Here is a 19,828-nt window from a genome sequence, read left to right as displayed (position 1 = left end):
GAGGAGCGGCTTATTAAACCGCTTTTCGCCAAGGGCCCTTCGTTGGGCGTGCGCCTGTTGGTGCTGGCCGTGCTGTCGGTCGCGCTGATGGTGGTCGATGCCCGCTTCGACCTGCTCAAGCCCGCTCGCAAACAAGCGTCGCTGGTGCTGATGGACGCCTACTGGATCACCGACCTGCCCGGACGGCTGTGGGACGGTATCGCCAGCCAGTTCGGCAGTCGCACCGAGCTGGTCGCCGAAAACGAAAAACTCAAGACCGAGAACCTGCTGTTGCAGGGGCGCATGCAGAAGCTTGCCGCCCTTACCGAGCAGAACGTTCGGCTGCGCGAGTTGCTCAATTCCTCCGCGTTGGTCAATGAGAAGGTCGAAGTGGCCGAGCTGATCGGCATGGACCCCAATCCCTTCACGCATCGCATCATCATCAATAAAGGTGAGCGTGATGGCGTGGTCCTCGGTCAGCCGGTGCTTGATGCGCGCGGTCTGATGGGGCAAGTGGTCGAGTTGATGCCGTACACCTCCCGTGTACTGCTGCTGACCGACTCCACCCACAGCATTCCTGTGCAAGTGAACCGTAACGGTCTGCGGGCGATCGCCAGCGGTACCGGTAACCCGGAGCGCCTGGAATTGCGTCACGTAGCCGACACGGCGGATATCAAGGAAGGCGATCTGCTGGTCAGCTCTGGCCTCGGCCAGCGTTTTCCAGCCGGCTATCCTGTGGCGACGGTCAAGGAAGTGATTCACGACTCCGGCCAGCCCTTTGCAATCGTCCGCGCCGTGCCGACCGCCGCATTGAACCGTAGTCGTTACCTGTTGCTGGTGTTCAGTGACTCGCGCACCGCCGAGGAACGCGCCAACGACGCCGCGCAGGCTCAAGAAGCTCTGGATGCTCATGGTGGCGGCCCGATGCAGCCGGTCAACGTTTCGAGACCGTTGGTCATGCCTGCGCCTGCCGCAACGCCGACGGCCGAACCGGTACCGGCCGCCACAGCGCCCGCCGCGACGCCGGTCAAACCTGGCGCGAGCAAACCGCCTGCCACTGCACCGACAGCGACAAAGCCTCCGGCCTCTGCGCCAGCAGCCAGCAAGCCACCCGCCAAGCCGCCGGTCACGGCGCCAGCCACCACTGGGGGACGAGAATAATGGTCGGTGTAAAAGCCTCTCGAAATGGCTGGATGGTCTGGCTGACGTTTGTTATCGGCCTGTTGCTCAGTGTCTCGCCGTTACCGATTTTCATGGAAATACTGCGCCCGCTATGGCTGGCCTTGCTGCTGACGTTCTGGGCGTTATACATGCCGCAAACGGTCGGTATGGTCACGGCGTTTTGCCTGGGTCTGGCCGAAGACGTGCTGCAAGGCGATCTGTTTGGGCAAAACGCGCTTATCCTCACGCTGATCACGTTCCTGGTGCTGTCATTGCAGCAGCGCCTGCGTATGTTCCCGATGTGGCAGCAGTGTCTGGTGATCCTGGTGATCTTCGGTCTCGCGCAACTGGTGCAGCTGTGGCTCAGTGCCTTGACCGGCAACCGTCAGCCGACCCTGGCGCTGGTGCTGCCGGCACTGGTCAGCGCCTTGCTCTGGCCTTGGGTCAGCTTCGCCCTGCGTGGATTGCGCCGCCGCTACAAAATCAATTGATCCGGTGAAGCAGGGCACTGAACAGGGAGATGTTTTGATGAAGCCGCTTTACCTCGCCTCCGGGTCGCCGCGTCGACGTGAGTTACTCACGCAGATCGGCGTTCCGTTCTCCGCCATCAGCGCGGACATCGATGAAACCCCGTTACCCGAAGAATCGCCAGCGGCCTATGTCGAACGCCTTGCACATGGCAAGGCTGAGGCCGGGCAGCGCGCGGTCGTTTCCGAGCAGGCATTCTGTGTACTGGGGGCCGATACCGCTGTGGTACTCGACGGCAAAATTCTTGGTAAACCGGTGGACGCCACCGATGCATGCGCCATGCTGATGATGTTGTCTGGCAAGGAGCACGAAGTGCTGACTGCCATCGCAGTGCTTGAAAGTGAGCGGTGCGAGTCGCGGGTGGTGCGCAGTCTGGTGCGGTTCCGGCCGATCAGTCGCGAAGAAGCCCAGGCCTACTGGGCCAGTGGCGAGCCCCGGGACAAGGCCGGTGGCTACGGCATTCAGGGCCTCGGGGCGGTGTTTGTCGCGGGGCTCAACGGCAGCTATTCGGCGGTGGTCGGGTTACCTTTGTGCGAAACCGCAGAACTGCTGAGCGATTTCGGCATACCCTGTTGGCAAAACCTGAACGCGCAATGAGCGTCGTACGAACAAGATGCGGCCATTATCGTGAACATGCCTGAACGAGATCCTGCCATGAGTGAAGAGATTCTGATCAACATCACGCCGATGGAGTCGCGCGTGGCGGTGGTCGAAAACGGTGTGCTGCAAGAAGTCCACGTCGAGCGCACGCAAAAACGCGGGATCGTCGGCAACATTTATAAAGGCAAGATTGTCCGGGTGCTGCCGGGTATGCAAGCGGCGTTCGTCGATATCGGCCTGGACCGTGCAGCGTTCATTCATGCCTCGGAAATTTCCCTGCGTGAGGGGCCGGCAGTGGAGAGCATCAGCGCGCTGGCTCATGAAGGCCAGAGCCTGGTGGTGCAAGTCACCAAGGACCCGATCGGCTCCAAAGGCGCGCGATTGACCACGCAATTGTCGATCCCGTCGCGCTATCTGGTGTACATGCCGCGCACGGCCCATGTCGGCATTTCCCTGAAAATCGAAGACGAAGCCGAGCGCGAACGCCTCAAGCAAGTGGTCAGCGATTGTGTGGCCAAAGAAGGCATCAAAGAAGCGGGTGGTTTTATTCTGCGGACCGCCGCCGAAGGCGCCGGGGCTGATGAAATCCTCATGGACATCCGCTACCTGCGACGCCTGTGGGATCAAATCAACGAACAAATCAAGACCATCGGTGCGCCGAGTGTTATCTATGAAGATCTGGGTCTGGCCTTGCGCACATTGCGTGATCTGGTCAGCCCTAAGATCGAGAAGATCCGCATCGATTCTCGGGAAACCTTTCAGAAAACCACACAGTTCGTCGCCGAACTGATGCCGGAAATCGCTGATCGTCTGGAACACTACCCGGGCGAACGGCCTATTTTCGATCTGTACGGGGTTGAAGACGAAATCCAGAAAGCGCTGGAGCGCAAAGTACCGCTGAAGTCCGGCGGCTATCTGGTGGTCGATCCGGCGGAAGCCATGACCACCATCGACGTCAACACCGGAGCATTCGTCGGCCATCGCAATCTCGAAGAAACCATCTTCAAGACCAACCTGGAAGCGGCCACCGCGATTGCCCGGCAGATGCGCCTGCGCAATCTGGGCGGGATCATCATCATCGACTTCATCGACATGGAAGATGAAGAGCACCAGCGTCAAGTGCTGCGAACCCTCGAGAAACAACTGGAGCGCGATCACGCCAAGACCAACATCATCGGGATTACCGAGTTGGGTCTGGTGCAGATGACCCGCAAACGCACCCGCGAAAGCCTTGAGCAAGTGCTGTGCGAACCGTGCAGCAGCTGTCAGGGGCGCGGCAAACTGAAGACTGCGGAAACCATCTGTTACGAGATTTTCCGCGAGATCCTGCGTGAGGCCCGGGCCTATCAGGCCGAGGGTTATCGCGTGCTGGCGAACCAGAAAGTGGTCGATCGGCTGCTTGATGAAGAGTCCGGTAACGTCGCCGAGCTTGAAGGGTTTATCGGTCGCACCATACGCTTCCAGGTGGAAACCATGTATTCCCAGGAACAATATGACGTGGTGCTGCTCTGAACCCCTGCATCACCTTATTTCCACCGCGGCTGGCCTCAGCTTTTCGCAGTATTTTTGCCATGGGAGCCAACTGACATGGACCGTCTGACACGCATTTTGGCCGCTATTACCCGCTGGGGGCTGGGCTTGTGCGCGTTGGTTCTGGTGTTGATGGCGTTGTACGTCAGTCTGGGCCGTGAACTGACGCCGCTAGTGGCCGAATACCGCGCCGACATCGAAGACAAGGCCAGTGCCGCCCTCGGCATGCCGTTGCAGATCGGCGAGCTGGAAGGTAACTGGAGCGGATTCGCGCCGATCCTGCTCGCCCATGATGTGATGGTCGGCGACGGTGCCAATGCCTTGCGTCTTGATCGGGTGCGTGCGGTGCCGGATCTGTGGGCCAGCCTGTTGGCCCGCCAGGTGCGTATCGCCCATCTGGAACTCAACGGGCTGAAAATCAGCCTCAAGGAAGCCGAGGACGGCAGTTGGGTGCTGGAAGGCTTGCCGGTGCAGAAGGATCAACCGTTCGATCCGGAGCAACTGTTCAATCGCTCTCAAATGATTCAGCAACTGTCGGTGCTCGACAGTCAGGTGACCTTGCAGCCGCTCGATCACCCGCCGATGACCCTCACCTACGTCGGCCTCAATCTGAAAACCGGTGCCAGCCGTCAGCGTCTCGATGCCCGTCTGACCTTGCCTGATGGCCAACCGGTTGCGTTGAACTTGCGCACGCGAATCCGCCCCGGCCAGTGGCAGGACAGCACAGTGGAAGGCTACGCCAGCCTGCCGCAAAGCGACTGGTCGAAGTGGCTGCCGGAGCGCTTGACCCGGCAATGGAATTTCTCCGAGATCAAGGCCGGCGGCGAGCTCTGGGTGAACTGGGCTCAAGGCACTTTGCAAAGTGCGGCGCTGCGTTTGAACGCGCCGCAAGTGACCGGCGCCTACGCCGAACGCAAGCCGATCCAGATCAACAATCTGGCACTCAATGCTTACTACGAAAATAACGCCCAAGGTGCGACCGTCACGCTCGATTCGCTGGCGATGAACTTCGGCGAAACCCGTTGGGAGTCGCACGTCCAGGTGCAGCAGACGCGGGCCTCTGACAAGGTCGATGAGCTCTGGCACTTGCAGGCGGATCGTCTCGATCTGACGCCGATCACCCCGTTACTCAATGCGTTGGGGCCGTTGCCGCAAGGTTTCGCCACGGTGGTCGAGCGCCTGAAAGTGACGGGCGGGCTGCGCAAAGTGTTGCTGGATTTCCGCCCGAACGCTACTGACGGCACTAAATTCGGTTTTGCCGCGAACCTCGACAGCGTCGGTTTCGATGCCTATCACGGCGCTCCGGCGGCGCGAAATGTCAGCGGCAGTCTCAGTGGCAATCTCGACGGTGGCGAGTTGCGCATGGACAGCAAGGATTTTGTCCTGCACCTCGATCCGATTTTCGCCAAGCCATGGCAGTACATTCAGGCCAACGCGCGGTTGACCTGGAAGCTTGATAAAGATGGTTTCACCCTGATTGCGCCCTATCTGAAAGTGCTGGGCGAAGAGGGCAAGATTGCCGGTGATTTCCTGATCCGCCTGCACTTCGACCACAGCCAGGAAGACTACATGGACCTGCGGGTCGGTCTGGTCGAAGGCGATGGTCGCTACACCGCCAAGTACTTGCCCGAAGTCCTCAGTCCAGCCCTCGATGAGTGGTTACGCACCGCAATCCTCAAGGGGGCGGTGGATCAGGGCTTCTTCCAGTACCAGGGTTCGCTGAGCAAGAACGCCGGGGAGGCCGGTCGCAGCATCAGCCTGTTTTTCAAGGTGCACGATGCCGAACTGGCCTTCCAGCCGGGCTGGCCGCATGTGAGCAATGTCAGCGGTGATGTGTTCATCGAAGGCAGCGGGGTGCGGATCTGGGCTAACAAGGGCAAGTTGCTCGACACTCAGGTCAGCGACGTTTTCGTCAATATTCCCCATGTGCCTGCCGGTCAGCATACCCACATGTATCTCGATGGCGCGTTTGCCGGTGGGCTGGGCGATGGCTTGAAGATTCTTCAGGATGCGCCGATCGGCACCGGTGAAACCTTCGCAGGTTGGGAAGGCGCGGGCGATCTGCAAGGCAAGTTGAAACTGGATATTCCGTTGGACAAGGGCGGCGACCAGCCAAAAATTCTGGTCGACTTCAAGACCGCCAATGCACGACTGAAACTGGCTGAGCCGAAGCTGGAACTGACCCAACTCAAGGGGGACTTCCGTTTCGACAGCACCAAGGGGCTCAGCGGGCAGAACATCAGCGCGCGGGCGTTCGACAAACCGGTGACTGCGCAAATCTTCGCCGACGGCAGTGCCAACAAGCTCAAGACCCGGGTCGCCGCGTCGGGACAGGTCGAGGTGAAAAAGCTCACCGACTGGCTGGGCGTCACCCAGCCGTTGCCGGTGTCCGGGACGATTGCGTACCAGCTACAACTGAATCTTGATGGTGCGGACAGCCAATTGATGGTCAGTTCCGGCATGAAGGGCGTCGCAGTGGATCTGCCAGCACCGTTTGGCATGGCGGCGGATGTCGGGCGTGACACGGTGTTCCGCATGACGCTGCAAGGGCAAGAGCGACGTTACTGGGTCAATTACGACCAACTGGCGAACTTCACGTTTGCCGCGCCGCCGACCAATTTTGCCGACGGTCGTGGCGAGTTGTTCCTCGGTGCTGGCGAAGCCGTGCTGCCCGCTGGCAAAGGTCTGCGGATCCGCGGTGTGCTGTCGGAGCTGGATGTCGCACCGTGGCAGGATCTGGCCAACAAGTATGTCGGGCAGGATCCGGGCGGCAATGCCAAACAACTGCTCAGTGGTGCTGACTTCAAGGTGGGTAAACTGACCGCGTTCGGCACTACTCTGGATCAGGCGGCCGTGCAGTTGAACCGCAAGCCCGCAGCCTGGACCCTGGCGCTCGATAGTCAACAGGCCAAAGGCACCGCCAATCTGCCGGACGCCAAAGGCGTGCCGATTGCGGTCAATCTGCAATACGTGCGCTTGCCTGCGCCGGATCCGACGGTGCAGGCGGACGAGAATGCACCCGATCCACTGGCATCGGTTGATCCGACGAAAATTCCGGCGCTGGATATCACCATCAATCAACTGTTCCAGGGGCAGGATCTGGTTGGCGGCTGGTCGCTGAAGATTCGTCCGACTGCCAAAGGCATCGCCTTGAACAACCTGGATCTAGGGCTCAAAGGCATTCTGTTGCAGGGCAATGGTGGCTGGGAAGGCTCGCCGGGATCCACCAGCAGTTGGTACAAGGGGCGGATTGGCGGCAAGAACCTCGCCGATGTGCTCAAGGGCTGGGGCTTTGCCCCGAGCGTGACCAGCGAAGAGTTCCACATGGACGTCGACGGCCGCTGGCCGGGCTCACCGGCGTGGCTGGCGACCAAGCGTTTCTCCGGCACACTTGATGCGTCACTGAACAAGGGCCAGTTTGTCGAAGTGGAGGGCGGTGCGCAGGCGTTGCGCGTATTCGGTTTGCTCAACTTCAACTCGATTGGCCGTCGCCTGCGTCTGGATTTCTCCGACCTGTTCGGCAAAGGCCTGAGTTACGACCGGGTCAAAGGCCTGTTGGTGGCCAACCATGGCGTCTACAACACTCGCGAACCGATTCGCCTCACCGGGCCGTCGAGCAACATTGAGTTGAACGGTAAGCTGGATCTGGTCGGCGATCAGGTTGATGCCAAATTGCTGGTTACCTTGCCGGTGACCAACAACCTGCCAATTGCCGCGCTGATCGTCGGTGCGCCGGCGGTCGGCGGTGCCCTGTTCCTGATCGACAAGCTGATCGGTGACCGCGTGGCACGCTTTGCCAGTGTTAAATACACGGTAAAAGGCCCGTGGAAAGAGCCGAAAATCACTTTCGACAAGCCTTTTTGAGTAGCATGATCCTATCCCCCATGCAGGAGCGGCCATGTCTTTAGCGGTGATTCAAATGGTCAGCCAGAGTGACGTGCTGGCCAATCTGGCCCAGGCCCGACGCCTGCTTGAGCAGGCCGCGGCCGGTGGCGCGAAGCTGGCGGTACTGCCGGAAAACTTCGCCGCCATGGGCCGTCGCGACATCGCCGACATCGGCCGTGCCGAAGCAATGGGCGAAGGCCCGATCCTGCCGTGGTTGAAACAGACCACCCGCGACCTCAAGTTATGGATAGTGGCCGGCACGTTGCCGTTGCCGCCCGTCGATCAACCGGAGGCCAAGTCCCATGCTTGTTCGCTACTGGTCAATGATCAGGGCGAAACCGTTGCACGCTATGACAAGCTGCACCTGTTTGATGTGGACGTGGCGGACAATCGCGGGCGTTACCGCGAATCCGATGACTATGCTTATGGCGGTGGCGTGGTGGTTGCAGATACACCGGTTGGCAAAGTCGGTCTGACCGTGTGTTACGACCTGCGCTTCCCGGAGCTGTACAGCGAATTGCGCGCTGCCGGTGCCGAGTTGATTACCGCACCGTCAGCCTTCACCGCGGTGACCGGTGCGGCGCATTGGGATGTGCTGATACGCGCGCGGGCCATCGAGACTCAGTGTTATGTGCTCGCGGCTGCGCAGGGCGGGATCCATCCGGGACCGCGGGAAACCTTTGGGCATGCGGCGATTGTCGACCCGTGGGGCCGCGTGCTGACCAGTCAGGATCAAGGCGAGGCGGTGTTGTTGGCCGAACGCGATAGCGATGAACAGGCGTCCATCAGGACGCGAATGCCGGTGACGCGTCATCGGCGGTTTTTCTCGCAGGGCGCACAGCGACCTGCTTCAGAACATGAATTTAAGGCGTAAACCTATGAGCGAGTTGTTGTCCTCAGTCAGTGATCACCTGTTGGCGCCCGGCGGCGTGACGATCGAGAGCCTGCAAGGCGTGCTCGGCGACCTGGCCGGCCCGGGCATCGATGCTGCCGACCTGTATTTCCAGGGCCAGATCTCCGAGTCCTGGGCGCTGGAAGACGGCATCGTCAAGGAAGGCAGCTTCAACCTCGACCAGGGGGTCGGCGTGCGTGCGCAGTCCGGTGAGAAAACCGGTTTCGCCTACAGCAACGCGATCACTCTTGAAGCCCTCGGCGCTGCGGCGCGCGCGGCCCGTTCGATCTCCCGCGCCGGGCAAAACGGTACGGTGCAGGCGTTCAGCACTCAGGACGTCGCCCAGTTGTATGCGCCGGACAATCCACTGGAAGTGCTGACGCGTGCCGAGAAAGTCGAGTTGCTCAAGCGCATCGACGTCGCCACTCGCGCTCTCGATCCGCGTATCCAGCAAGTCAGTGTGAGCATGGCCGGGGTCTGGGAGCGGATTCTGGTGGCGTCCACCGACGGTGGCCTGGCTGCCGATGTGCGTCCGCTGGTGCGCTTCAACGTCAGTGTGATCGTCGAGCAGAACGGTCGTCGCGAGCGCGGCGGCCATGGCGGCGGCGGGCGTACCGACTACCGTTATTTCCTCGCTGAAGACCGTGCCATGGGGTATGCCCGTGAAGCACTGCGTCAAGCGCTGGTGAACCTTGAAGCGATTCCAGCGCCGGCCGGTACTTTGCCGGTGGTATTGGGTTCGGGCTGGTCTGGCGTGCTGCTGCACGAAGCGGTCGGCCACGGTCTGGAAGGCGACTTCAACCGCAAGGGCAGTTCCGCCTACAGTGGGCGTATGGGCGAAATGGTCGCGTCCAAGCTCTGCACCATTGTCGATGACGGCACCCTGAGCGGTCGTCGCGGCTCGCTAAGCGTCGACGACGAAGGCACCCCGACCGAATGCACCACGCTGATCGAAAATGGCGTACTCAAGGGCTACATGCAGGACAAGCTCAACGCGCGCCTGATGGGCGTGGCCCGCACCGGCAACGGTCGTCGCGAATCATACGCGCACCTGCCGATGCCACGGATGACCAACACCTACATGCTTGGCGGCGAAAGCGATCCGGCGGAAATCATTGCGTCGGTGAAGAAAGGTATCTACTGCGCCAACCTCGGCGGCGGTCAGGTCGACATTACCAGCGGCAAGTTCGTGTTCTCCACCAGCGAGGCTTATTTGATCGAGGACGGCAAGATCACCGCACCGGTCAAAGGCGCAACGTTGATCGGCAACGGTCCCGAGGCGATGAGCCGGGTGTCGATGGTCGGTAACGATCTGGCGCTGGACAGCGGTGTGGGCACGTGCGGCAAGGATGGGCAGTCGGTGCCGGTGGGTGTTGGCCAGCCGACGCTGAAAATCGATGCGATCACCGTGGGGGGGACGGGCGCATAAACAAACGTGTAGGAGCTGCCGAAGGCTGCGATCTTTTGACTTTGATTGTTAAAACAAGATCAAAAGATCGCAGCTTGCGGCAGCCCCTACAGGGGCGAGGTATCAACGCAGACCGCGTTGAGTCTCGTCCAGCTCACGGATGTACTTGAAGATCTTGCGGCTCGAGGCAGGAGGTTTGTTTTGCGCAACCTCGTGCTGAGCCTGACGGATCAGGGAACGCAGTTGCTGGCGATCGGCGTCCGGGTACTCGACGACGAATTTCTCCAGCACGGCGTCGTCGCCCGCGATCAGGCGATCACGCCAGCGTTCGAGATTGTGGAAACGCTCGTTGTACTGACGAGTCGAGGCATCGAGTTGATCGAGCAGCGTCAGAATCGCGTCAGTGTCCTGATCGCGCATCAGTTTGCCGATGAACTGCAAGTGCCGCTTACGCGCGATGTTCGCGGTGTGTTTGGGCGCATCGGCCAAGGCACGGCGCATGGCGTCGGTCAGCGGCAGTTTTGCGATCAAGTCGGGCTTGAGTGTTGTAAGGCGCTCGCCAAGGTCAACCAGAGCATGCAGCTCGCGTTTGACCTGAGATTTGCTTTTTTCTCCCGTATCGAGGGAGTCGTCGTAAGAATCAACCATGGTGGCAGTCCGCAAAGAAACGCCGCCATGATAACCAGTCGGGGGCCGCTTGTCCGGCCCGGTCGCTCGATGGCCCCAGCCGAAAGCAGAATTTGAGTGGAGAACAGCATGAGTGCAGTTGAAAGCGTCGGCCCGCAGGCATTGCCGGCACTGCAAGAGCAAGTCGAGCAGATCATTGCTGAAGCCAAGCGGCAGGGCGCCAGTGCTTGCGAAGTCGCGGTGTCGCTGGAGCAGGGCCTGTCGACTTCGGTGCGTCAGCGCGAGGTCGAAACGGTGGAGTTCAACCGTGATCAGGGCTTTGGCATCACGCTGTATGTCGGTCAGCGCAAAGGCTCGGCCAGCACGTCCGCCACCGGTCCCGATGCGATTCGCGAAACCGTTGCGGCGGCGCTGGCCATCGCTAAGCACACCTCTGAGGACGAAGCCTCGGGTCTGGCCGATGCGGCGTTGATGGCCAAGGACCTGCAGGATTTCGACCTGTTCCATGAGTGGGACATCACCCCGGAACAAGCCATCGAGAAGGCTTTGCTTTGCGAAGCGGCGGCTTTCGATACCGATGCGCGCATCAAGAACGCCGACGGCACCACGCTCAGTACCCACCAGGGCTGCCGTGTGTATGGCAACAGCCACGGTTTCATCGGCGGCTACGCATCGACCCGGCACAGCCTGAGCTGCGTGATGATCGCCGAGGCCGATGGCCAGATGCAGCGCGATTACTGGTATGACGTGAGCCGTCAGGGCACTTTGCTGGCGGATCCGGTGAGCATCGGTCAACGCGCTGCACAACGGGCGGCGAGCCGTCTGGGCGCGCGTCCGGTGCCGACTTGCGAAGTGCCGGTGCTGTTTTCCGCAGAGCTGGCAGGCGGTTTGTTCGGCAGCTTCCTGTCAGCTGTTTCCGGCGGTAGCCTGTATCGCAAATCTTCGTTCCTGGAAGGCACGCTGGGGCAGAAGCTGTTCCCGGAATGGCTGACCATCGACGAGCGTCCGCACTTGATGCGTGCCATGGGCAGTGCTTCGTATGACGGTGACGGTCTGGCGACTTACGCCAAACCGTTCGTCGAGAAGGGCGAGCTGGTCTCGTACATCCTTGGCACTTATTCCGGGCGCAAACTCGGCATGCCGAGCACCGCCAACGCCGGCGGTGTACACAACCTGTTTGTCACCCATGGCGATGAAGACCAGGCCGCTTTGTTGCGCCGTATGGGTCGTGGGCTGTTGGTGACCGAGCTGATGGGCCATGGTCTGAACATGGTCACCGGCGACTATTCGCGCGGGGCGGCGGGTTTCTGGGTCGAGAACGGCGAAATCCAGTTCGCGGTGCAGGAAGTGACCATCGCCGGCAACATGCGCGACATGTTCAAGCAGATCGTTGCGGTGGGGAATGATCTGGAGTTGCGCAGCAACATCCGCACCGGTTCGGTATTGATCGAACGGATGACCGTCGCGGGCAGCTAAGTCCCAGCGGTCAGACAAGAAAGGCGCGCCACCTCATCGGGTGGCGCGCCTTTTTTCTTGGCTCCACACAAAACCCTGTGGGAGCGAGCCTGCTCGCGAAAGCGATTTAACAGCCGACCACAGCGGCGACTGACGCGACGCCTTCGCGAGCCTGCTCGCTCCCACAATGGAGCCTGTGTAACCAGGCACTCTTGTTTTGCTTCTCATTATCATCTAATAATAAATCTCATTATCGGACAGGCCCCGAATCATGAGTTCTGCCTTGCACGAGCAGCCGTATCTCGAAAGCTGGCGCTGGATGAGTCGCCAGATCCGTTGCGCGATGGATCCCGACGAACCGCGCCTGATCGAACACTACTTGGCTGAAGGTCGGTATCTGGCCTGCTGTACGGCAACTTCCCCGTGGACGATCGCTGAAACCTCTTTCCGATTGCTGCTCGACACAGCCACCGACATTGCGTTGCCGTGGCACTGGCGCAGCCTCTGTCTCGATCAAGCCTGGCGCCCATTGCGTGAAATGGAGCGCCTGTCGCTGTGCAATTGCCGGCTCAAACGCTGGCAGCGTTACACCTGGCAACTGGCGACCTGCGAGTTGCAACCCTCGATTCCTCTTATTGAACTGGTGCAAGGATTTACTGATGACCAAGACTCGTATTGAGCGCGACAGCATGGGCGAACTGCAGGTGCCGGTGGACGCTCTCTACGGCGCGCAAACCCAGCGCGCAGTGGATAACTTTCCGATCAGCGGCAAGCCGATGCCGACGCAGTTCATCCGCGCGCTGATTCTCGCCAAGGCCGCTGCCGCCCGGGCCAACGTTGAACTCAACCAGATCAGCGCTGCCCAGGGCAAAGCCATCAGCGATGCCGCCCAAGGCTTGCTCGAAGGCGATTTCATGCGGCATTTCCCGGTGGATATCTTCCAGACCGGTTCCGGCACCAGCTCCAACATGAACGCCAACGAAGTGATCGCCACGTTGGCCAGCCGTCTTCTCGATGAGCCAGTCAATCCGAATGATCACGTCAATTGCGGCCAGAGCAGCAACGACATCATCCCGACCACCATCCACGTCAGTGCGGCGTTGGCCCTGCACGAACAGTTGCTGCCGGCGCTGCTGCATCTGGTGCAAGTCATCGAACAAAAGGCCGGGCAAGTTCATCACCACGTCAAAACCGGGCGCACGCACTTGATGGACGCGATGCCGGTGCGCATGAGCCAGGTACTCAACGGCTGGGCGCAACAACTCAAGGCCAACATCGGTCATCTCCAGGATCTTCTCCCAAGCCTGCAATCGCTGGCGCAGGGCGGCACGGCAGTCGGCACTGGCATCAATGCGCATCCTGAATTCGCCGCGCGTTTCAGCCGCCAGCTCAGCCAGCTCACCAGCGTGCAGTTCACCGAAGGCAAAGACCTGTTCGCGCTGATCGGCTCGCAGGACACGGCCGTTGCGGTCTCCGGGCAACTCAAGGCCATCGCTGTGTCGCTGATGAAAATCGCCAACGACCTGCGCTGGATGAACTCCGGTCCCTTGGCCGGTCTCGGCGAAATCGAGCTTGAGGCGCTGCAGCCGGGGTCGTCGATCATGCCGGGCAAGGTCAACCCGGTGATCCCGGAAGCGACCGCCATGGTCGCCGCCCAAGTGATCGGCAACGACTCGGTGATCACCATCGCCGGCCAGTCGGGCAATTTCGAATTGAACGTGATGTTGCCGATCATCGCGCAGAACCTGTTGAGCAGCATCGAACTGCTGGCCAACTCTAGCCGCCTGCTCGGCGACAAGGCCATCGCCAGCTTCAAGGTCAATGAGTCGCGGCTCAAGGAAGCGCTGTCGCGCAACCCGATTCTGGTCACCGCGCTCAACCCGATCATCGGTTACCAGAAAGCCGCCGAAATCGCCAAGCAGGCCTACAAGCAGGGCCGCCCTGTCATCGACGTCGCGCTGGAACACACCGACCTGTCGCGCAGCGAGCTGGAAGAGTTGCTCAACCCCGAGAAACTCACCGCTGGCGGCGTGTAATCTCCGCAACCGCTTTGGAGGCTCACCATGGAGCACTGGAAACGCACGATCGAACGGGCTAATCGCTGCTTCATGCTGGGCGAGCTGATCGACGCTCGTGAGGCTTACCTGCAAGCCCTGGCCCTGGCGCAAGTGTTGTTCGAACGCTGGGCGGATGCCGACGAAGCGGTGGCGGCCTGCGTCATCTCCCATCACAACCTGGCGGATCTGCACCTGCGCCTGAATCAGCCGGAGGAGAGCGCCGAATATCTCTGCGCCATCCACCAGCGGTTGTTGCAGACCATGCAGGACGAGCGTTTGCGCCTGGCGCTGCGCGAGGCGGCCTTGCGCCAAAGCAGCAAGACTTACGTCGAGTTATTGAATTTCATCGGCGAGCACGGCGAATACCCACGCACCCAGCGCCTGCTGCATCCGGATACCGGCAATGCACGTCGTGCGCCTGCCCCACATCACCATGGAGTCCATTGAAATGGCTTTTACCTTGCCTGCCTTGCCTTACGCCTACGATGCCCTGGAACCGCACATCGATGCGCAAACCATGGAAATCCACTACACCAAGCATCATCAGACTTATATCAACAATCTCAATGCAGCGGTAGAAGGCACTGAATACGCAGAGTGGCCAGTGGAAAAACTGGTCGCCAGCGTTCAGCAGTTGCCGCACAAGCTTCGCGCCGCGGTGATCAATCAGGGCGGCGGTCACGCCAATCATTCGCTGTTCTGGGAAGTGATGGTTCCAAGTGGCGGCGGCAAGCCGGACGGTGTGCTGGCCAAGGCAATCGACGAGCAACTGGGTGGTCTCGACAGTTTCAAAGAAGCATTCACCAAAGCTGCGCTGACCCGTTTCGGCAGCGGTTGGGCCTGGCTCAGTGTGACTCCGGACAAGAAGCTGATCGTAGAAAGCAGCGGCAATCAGGACAGCCCATTGATGAACGGCAACACGCCGATCCTCGGTCTCGACGTTTGGGAGCACGCTTATTACTTGCGCTACCAGAACCGTCGCCCGGAATACATCAACGCGTTTTACAACGTGATCAATTGGCCTGAAGTTGCTGCGCGCTATCAGGCTGCACTGGTTTAAGTCTTCTATAAAAACAATCCAAGGCAGACTATGGGCACTGAGACACTGGCGATCGGAAGTGGGCGTATGTTTCGTTACTCAGTGGGGGCGTTGTTGCTGTTGGCGGGCCTGACTTTGCTGGTCGCCCATGGCCTGGAATGGCTGGATCTGGAGCCCAGGCTGTCACGGGCATTGCAGGGGGGGGCGATCTGCGCCCTCGGCACGGCGCTTGGGGCGGTGCCGGTGCTGGTGATCCGGCGCATGCCGCAGGCACTCAGCGACACCTTGCTGGGTTTTGGAGCCGGGGTGATGCTGGCGGCGACGGCGTTTTCGCTGATCGTGCCGGGCATCGCCGCTGCTGAAAGCCTCGGCCTGACCCCTGGGCGGCCAGCGGTCTGATCTGTTTTGGCATCATGCTCGGGGCGTTCGGCCTCTACCTGGTCGATCGCAAGGTCTCTGGCGCCTCACCGGAGATGCTCGTCGGTACCGTCGAACATCCTGTGATTCCGCCGCGGATCTGGTTGTTCGTGTTTGCCATCATTGCTCATAACATCCCGGAAGGCATGGCCGTCGGCGTTTCGGCCGGCGGTGGCATGCCGGACGCTGACAGTCTGGCCATGGGTATCGCATTGCAGGATGTGCCGGAAGGTCTGGTGATCGCACTGGTGCTGGCCGGGGCGGGGATGTCGCGGGTCAAGGCGTTTCTGATCGGCGCGGCGTCAGGTCTGGTCGAGCCGGTGTTTGCGCTGTTGTGCGCGTGGCTGGTCAGTCTGGCGCAGGTGTTGTTGCCGTTAGGTCTGGCACTGGCGGCGGGGGCGATGCTGCTGGTGGTGACCCACGAAGTGATTCCCGAGTCGCGACGCAATGGTCATGACAAACTGGCCAGTCTTGGTCTGTTGATCGGGTTTTGTCTGATGATGGTGATGGATACGGCGTTGGGTTGAAGATCAAAAGATCGCAGCCTGCGGCAGCTCCTACGAGGGGATTGGTGCGACATGGGCTGCGACTTTTTGATTTTGGCTGTCAGCCACCTTCATCGAAGTAGTTGTTGATCAACGCCACCAACGCATCCAATGCTTCCTGCTCCTGATGGCCTTCGGTACTCAAATAGATTTTGGTGCCTTTGCCCGCAGCCAACATCATCATCGCCATGATGCTTTTACCATCGACCGTGGTCTCCGGCGTGCGGCCCACTCTGATCGTGCAATCCGGATATTGCCCCGCTACCCCGACAAACTTCGCCGACGCGCGGGCATGCAAACCCAGTTTATTGATGATTTCGATTTCCAGAGCAGGCATCGCGGTGTGAATCCTTTAAGTGAGGTCGCGGTGGCGAACCTGGACGTTCTTCAGGGTTTTCTGCAGGGCCTGACCCAGGCGTTCGGTCAGGTAGACGGAGCGGTGATGCCCGCCGGTGCAGCCAATGGCAATGGTGACGTAGGCGCGATTGCTGGCGGCGAAACGTGGCAGCCATTTGTGCAGGTAGGTGAAAATGTCCTGAAACATTTCTTCAACTTCCGGCTGTGCCGCCAGGTACTCCGCTACTGGCGCATCGAGGCCCGATTGCGCACGCAGTTCCGGCTTCCAGTAAGGATTAGGCAGGCAGCGCACATCGAATACCAGATCCGCATCGACCGGCATGCCCCGCTTGAAGCCGAACGATTCAACCAGAAACGCCGTTCCGGGCTCAGGCTGATTCAGCAAGCGCAGCTTGATGGTGTCACGCAACTGGTACAGGTTCAGATGGGTGGTGTTGATCTTCAGGTCGGCCAGATCGGCAATGGGGCCGAGCAGGGCGGTTTCATCATGGATCGCTTCGGCCAGCGAGCGATTGGCAGTGCTCAACGGATGGCGTCGGCGGGTTTCCGAGAAGCGCTTGAGCAGCGTTTCCTCATCGGCATCCAGATAAAGCACATCGCACTGGATATGGCGGCTGCGGACTTCTTCCAGCAGCTCGGGGAAGCGCGAGAGATGGCTGGGCAGGTTGCGCGCATCGATCGAAACTGCCACCAGCGGCTGGGTCAGTTCGGTATGAATCAGGGCGCGTTCGGCCAGTTCCGGCAGCAGGCCGGCCGGCAGGTTGTCGATGCAGTAGTAGCCGTTGTCTTCAAGGACATTCAGGGCAGTACTTTTGCCCGAGCCGGAACGGCCACTGACGATGATCAAGCGCATGAATTAATGCCCGCTTTGTTCGTCCACGACGACCTGATACAAGGCTTCGTTGCTCGAAGCACTACGCAATTTATCGCGCACGTCCTTGCGATCCAGCATGCTGGCGATCTGGCGCAGCAATTCCAGGTGCGCATCGGTCGCCGCTTCCGGCACCAGCAAGACGAACAACAGATCAACCGGAGCGCCGTCGATAGCGTCGAAGTCGATAGGGGCTTCAAGGTGCATCAAGGCGCTGACAGGCTCAGTGCATCCCTTCAGACGGCAGTGAGGAATGGCGATGCCGTTGCCGAAACCGGTGGAGCCGAGTTTCTCACGTGCGATCAGGGCCTCGAAGACATCCTGCATTTCCAGCGCCGGCACTTCGCGGGCGATGAGATTGGCAATTTGTTCGAGGGCTTTCTTTTTACTGCCGCCCGGCACGTTCACCAGGGAACGGCCGGGGGTCAGGATATTTTCAAGTCGGATCATGGAGTGGGGGGTTATCGACCGGTGGCGCCCTGGAGCAGGCTTTGGGTCTTTTCCTTATGCTTTTTGAGTTGTTTATCCAGCTTGTCGGTTAATAAGTCGATCGCCGCGTACATATCGGTATGTTCCGCGTTGGCGACGACTTCATTGCCGGGAATATGCAGCGTGGCTTCGATTTTCTGCTTCAGTTTTTCGACACACATCGTGACTTGCACGTTAGTGATCTTGTCGAAATGGCGCTCCAATCGTTCGAGTTTTTCGCCGATATAAGCGCGCAGAGGTTCGGTCACTTCCAGTTGGTGTCCACTGATGTTGACTTGCATACAGCTTCTCCTTCGTTGCCAGTGCATAAAGCGGCAGGCCGGATAGCCTGCCACTGGAACGCTGTAACGTGGCTTACATCAACCGCTTGCGTTCGCTCGAAGGCGCGATCCCGAGGGATTCGCGGTACTTGGCGACGGTGCGGCGAGCCACCTGAATGCCTTGTGCCTCCAGTAAACCAGCGATCTTGCTGTCACTCAACGGCTTTTTCTGATTTTCCGCGGCAACCAGTTTTTTGATGATCGCGCGGATCGCCGTGGACGAGCATTCGCCGCCTTCGGAGGTGCTGACGTGGCTGGAGAAAAAGTATTTCAATTCATAGATACCGCGCGGGGTATGCATGAATTTCTGCGTGGTCACCCGTGAAATCGTCGATTCGTGCATGCCAACGGCTTCGGCGATGTCATGCAGAACCAGAGGCTTCATCGCTTCGTCGCCGTACTCCAGGAAGCCGCGCTGATGCTCGACGATCTGCGTGGCCACTTTCATCAGGGTTTCGTTGCGGCTTTGCAGGCTCTTGATGAACCAGCGTGCTTCCTGCAACTGATTGCGCATGAAAGTGTTATCGGCGCTGGTATCGGCACGGCGCACGAAACCTGCGTACTGTGCGTTGACCCGCAGGCGTGGCACCGACTCCTGATTGAGCTCGACCAGCCAGCGTTCGTTGTCCTTGCGCACGATCACGTCAGGTACGACGTATTCAGCTTCAGTGGACTCGATTTGCGAGCCCGGACGCGGGTTGAGGCTCTGCACCAGTTCGATGACCTGCCGCAACTCGTCTTCCTTGAGCTTCATGCGGCGCATCAACTGGCTGTAATCGCGGCTGCCGAGCAGGTCGATGTAATCGCTGACCAGGCGTTTGGCTTCAGCCAGCCACGGGGTCTTGGCCGATAGCTGACGCAATTGCAGCCGCAGGCATTCGCTGAGGTTGCGGGCGCCGATGCCGGCCGGTTCGAATTGCTGGATGCGGTGCAGGACGGCTTCGATTTCGTCCAGTTCGATGTCCAGTTCCGGGTCGAACGCCTCAAGGATCTCGTCGAGTGTTTCGTCCAGGTAACCCTGATTGTTGATGCAATCGATCAGGGTCACGGCGATCAGGCGATCGGTGTCGGACATCGGCGCGAGGTTCAATTGCCACAGCAGGTGACTTTGCAGGCTTTCGCCGGCGGAAGTGCGGGTGGTGAAGTCCCACTCGTCGTCATCGCTGCTGGGCAGGCTGCTGGCGCTGGTCTGGTAGACGTCTTCCCAGGCAGTGTCGACCGGAAGCTCATTGGGGATGCGCTCGTTCCACTCGCCGTCCTCAAGGTTATCCACCGTCGGGGCGGCTTCCTGATAGGACGGTTCCTGAATCTCGGTGTTGGGCTTCTGTTCGGCGTTATCGGCCAGTGGATCGGAGTTGTCGAAGTCGTCGCCTTCTTCTTGGCGTTCGAGCATCGGATTGGATTCCAGAGCCTCCTGGATCTCCTGTTGCAGATCCAGGGTCGACAATTGGAGCAGGCGGATGGCCTGTTGCAGCTGCGGTGTCATCGTCAGCTGCTGGCCCATTCTCAAGACTAGCGATGGTTTCATGGCAGGGGCTTAACACCTTATTCGCCGGCGCGCATGCGCCATCCACTACAGGGCGCCGAAGCGCCAAACTTAAGCAAATTATATGCCTGAAACTGAAGTGTTTGCCTAGAGCGCTGTAACAATTAAAGCGTATTAAATTC

18 protein-coding genes and 1 pseudogene are annotated in these 19,828 nt (G+C 60.0%); 13 read left to right on the top strand and 6 right to left on the bottom strand.

The features are described from left to right. Positions 1-12: 12 nt before the first annotated feature. From mreC to tldD, 7 genes are all read left to right on the top strand, one after another. The gene (gene mreC, locus ATI02_RS10640; protein ID WP_095191340.1) at positions 13-1,140 is read left to right on the top strand and encodes a rod shape-determining protein MreC; all 1,128 of its coding nucleotides are present in this window, start codon (positions 13-15) and stop codon (positions 1,138-1,140) included. After that, a complete protein-coding gene (gene mreD / locus ATI02_RS10635; RefSeq protein WP_095191341.1) occupies positions 1,140-1,631 on the top strand; it encodes a rod shape-determining protein MreD in 492 nt (163 codons plus the stop codon). Before mreC ends, mreD begins: the two co-directional genes overlap by 1 nt. A gap of 37 nt (positions 1,632-1,668) precedes the next feature. Then, positions 1,669-2,265: a Maf family protein gene (locus ATI02_RS10630; protein ID WP_100846240.1), complete on the top strand. Its 597-nt coding sequence runs from the start codon at positions 1,669-1,671 to the stop codon at positions 2,263-2,265. A 57-nt stretch (positions 2,266-2,322) separates the two neighbouring features. Further along, complete coding sequence (rng, locus tag ATI02_RS10625; protein ID WP_100846239.1) at positions 2,323-3,780, top strand: ribonuclease G; 1,458 nt, start codon at positions 2,323-2,325, stop codon at positions 3,778-3,780. A 75-nt stretch (positions 3,781-3,855) separates the two neighbouring features. Continuing rightward, positions 3,856-7,662 (top strand): YhdP family protein, encoded by a 3,807-nt coding sequence (locus tag ATI02_RS10620; protein WP_100846238.1) that lies wholly within the window; start codon positions 3,856-3,858, stop codon positions 7,660-7,662. A 34-nt stretch (positions 7,663-7,696) separates the two neighbouring features. After that, positions 7,697-8,557, top strand: coding sequence for a carbon-nitrogen hydrolase family protein (locus ATI02_RS10615; protein WP_100846237.1), 861 nt, complete (start codon positions 7,697-7,699; stop codon positions 8,555-8,557). A 4-nt stretch (positions 8,558-8,561) separates the two neighbouring features. Further along, positions 8,562-10,004, top strand: a complete 1,443-nt coding sequence (tldD, locus tag ATI02_RS10610) for a metalloprotease TldD (RefSeq protein WP_064387936.1) — start codon at positions 8,562-8,564, stop codon at positions 10,002-10,004. Positions 10,005-10,106: 102 nt separating this feature from the next. Here tldD and yjgA read toward each other — a convergent pair whose 3' ends face one another. Next, entirely contained in the window at positions 10,107-10,631 is a 525-nt protein-coding gene (gene yjgA / locus ATI02_RS10605; RefSeq protein ID WP_007915377.1) for a ribosome biogenesis factor YjgA, read from the bottom strand. A gap of 108 nt (positions 10,632-10,739) precedes the next feature. On the opposite strand from yjgA, the gene pmbA reads away from it, so the two are divergent. The 6 genes and pseudogenes from pmbA to ATI02_RS10575 all read left to right on the top strand — a co-directional run bounded on the left by pmbA (position 10,740) and on the right by ATI02_RS10575 (position 16,105). Then, the gene (gene pmbA, locus ATI02_RS10600) at positions 10,740-12,086 is read left to right on the top strand and encodes a metalloprotease PmbA (RefSeq protein WP_100846236.1); all 1,347 of its coding nucleotides are present in this window, start codon (positions 10,740-10,742) and stop codon (positions 12,084-12,086) included. A gap of 250 nt (positions 12,087-12,336) precedes the next feature. Continuing rightward, positions 12,337-12,744 carry a FagA protein gene (locus ATI02_RS10595; RefSeq protein WP_095190848.1) on the top strand — a complete coding sequence of 136 codons (408 nt, stop codon included), beginning with the start codon at positions 12,337-12,339 and terminating at the stop codon, positions 12,742-12,744. Next, positions 12,725-14,101, top strand: coding sequence for a class II fumarate hydratase (locus tag ATI02_RS10590; RefSeq protein ID WP_100846235.1), 1,377 nt, complete (start codon positions 12,725-12,727; stop codon positions 14,099-14,101). Before ATI02_RS10595 ends, ATI02_RS10590 begins: the two co-directional genes overlap by 20 nt. Before the next feature lie 27 nt (positions 14,102-14,128). Then, the gene (locus ATI02_RS10585; protein ID WP_095190850.1) at positions 14,129-14,569 is read left to right on the top strand and encodes a DUF2753 family protein; all 441 of its coding nucleotides are present in this window, start codon (positions 14,129-14,131) and stop codon (positions 14,567-14,569) included. 1 nt (position 14,570) lies between these two features. Then, positions 14,571-15,182 (top strand): superoxide dismutase, encoded by a 612-nt coding sequence (locus ATI02_RS10580; RefSeq protein ID WP_100846234.1) that lies wholly within the window; start codon positions 14,571-14,573, stop codon positions 15,180-15,182. A 30-nt stretch (positions 15,183-15,212) separates the two neighbouring features. Further along, positions 15,213-16,105: pseudogene (locus ATI02_RS10575) on the top strand (ZIP family metal transporter). 79 nt (positions 16,106-16,184) lie between these two features. Here ATI02_RS10575 and ATI02_RS10570 read toward each other — a convergent pair. The 5 genes from ATI02_RS10570 to ATI02_RS10550 form a co-directional block, all read right to left on the bottom strand. Further along, entirely contained in the window at positions 16,185-16,460 is a 276-nt protein-coding gene (locus ATI02_RS10570; protein WP_008085079.1) for an HPr family phosphocarrier protein, read from the bottom strand. A 15-nt stretch (positions 16,461-16,475) separates the two neighbouring features. Next, positions 16,476-17,333: an RNase adapter RapZ gene (rapZ, locus tag ATI02_RS10565; RefSeq protein ID WP_095190853.1), complete on the bottom strand. Its 858-nt coding sequence runs from the start codon at positions 17,331-17,333 to the stop codon at positions 16,476-16,478. Positions 17,334-17,336: 3 nt separating this feature from the next. After that, a complete protein-coding gene (gene ptsN / locus ATI02_RS10560) occupies positions 17,337-17,801 on the bottom strand; it encodes a PTS IIA-like nitrogen regulatory protein PtsN (protein ID WP_095190854.1) in 465 nt (154 codons plus the stop codon). 11 nt (positions 17,802-17,812) lie between these two features. Next, a complete protein-coding gene (gene hpf, locus ATI02_RS10555) occupies positions 17,813-18,121 on the bottom strand; it encodes a ribosome hibernation-promoting factor, HPF/YfiA family (RefSeq protein ID WP_095190855.1) in 309 nt (102 codons plus the stop codon). A gap of 73 nt (positions 18,122-18,194) precedes the next feature. Next, entirely contained in the window at positions 18,195-19,688 is a 1,494-nt protein-coding gene (locus ATI02_RS10550) for an RNA polymerase factor sigma-54 (RefSeq protein ID WP_100846233.1), read from the bottom strand. Between the last annotated feature and the right edge of the window lie 140 nt (positions 19,689-19,828).

The sequence above is a fragment of the Pseudomonas baetica genome, from assembly GCF_002813455.1.
Taxonomy (GTDB): Bacteria; Pseudomonadota; Gammaproteobacteria; order Pseudomonadales; family Pseudomonadaceae; genus Aquipseudomonas; species Aquipseudomonas baetica.
This window is presented reverse-complemented; position numbering and strand designations above follow the sequence as displayed.

Coding starts and splice junctions, on each gene's coding strand:
- ATI02_RS10550 (WP_100846233.1), bottom strand. CDS start 19,688: ATGAAACCATCGCTAGTCTTGAGAATGGGCCAGCAGCTGACGATGACA.
- ATI02_RS10580 (WP_100846234.1), top strand. CDS start 14,571: ATGGCTTTTACCTTGCCTGCCTTGCCTTACGCCTACGATGCCCTGGAA.
- ATI02_RS10620 (WP_100846238.1), top strand. CDS start 3,856: ATGGACCGTCTGACACGCATTTTGGCCGCTATTACCCGCTGGGGGCTG.
- ATI02_RS10630 (WP_100846240.1), top strand. CDS start 1,669: ATGAAGCCGCTTTACCTCGCCTCCGGGTCGCCGCGTCGACGTGAGTTA.
- ATI02_RS10590 (WP_100846235.1), top strand. CDS start 12,725: ATGACCAAGACTCGTATTGAGCGCGACAGCATGGGCGAACTGCAGGTG.
- hpf (WP_095190855.1), bottom strand. CDS start 18,121: ATGCAAGTCAACATCAGTGGACACCAACTGGAAGTGACCGAACCTCTG.
- ATI02_RS10615 (WP_100846237.1), top strand. CDS start 7,697: ATGTCTTTAGCGGTGATTCAAATGGTCAGCCAGAGTGACGTGCTGGCC.
- tldD (WP_064387936.1), top strand. CDS start 8,562: ATGAGCGAGTTGTTGTCCTCAGTCAGTGATCACCTGTTGGCGCCCGGC.
- mreD (WP_095191341.1), top strand. CDS start 1,140: ATGGTCGGTGTAAAAGCCTCTCGAAATGGCTGGATGGTCTGGCTGACG.
- ATI02_RS10595 (WP_095190848.1), top strand. CDS start 12,337: ATGAGTTCTGCCTTGCACGAGCAGCCGTATCTCGAAAGCTGGCGCTGG.
- ATI02_RS10585 (WP_095190850.1), top strand. CDS start 14,129: ATGGAGCACTGGAAACGCACGATCGAACGGGCTAATCGCTGCTTCATG.
- yjgA (WP_007915377.1), bottom strand. CDS start 10,631: ATGGTTGATTCTTACGACGACTCCCTCGATACGGGAGAAAAAAGCAAA.
- ptsN (WP_095190854.1), bottom strand. CDS start 17,801: ATGATCCGACTTGAAAATATCCTGACCCCCGGCCGTTCCCTGGTGAAC.
- rng (WP_100846239.1), top strand. CDS start 2,323: ATGAGTGAAGAGATTCTGATCAACATCACGCCGATGGAGTCGCGCGTG.
- rapZ (WP_095190853.1), bottom strand. CDS start 17,333: ATGCGCTTGATCATCGTCAGTGGCCGTTCCGGCTCGGGCAAAAGTACT.
- ATI02_RS10570 (WP_008085079.1), bottom strand. CDS start 16,460: ATGCCTGCTCTGGAAATCGAAATCATCAATAAACTGGGTTTGCATGCC.
- pmbA (WP_100846236.1), top strand. CDS start 10,740: ATGAGTGCAGTTGAAAGCGTCGGCCCGCAGGCATTGCCGGCACTGCAA.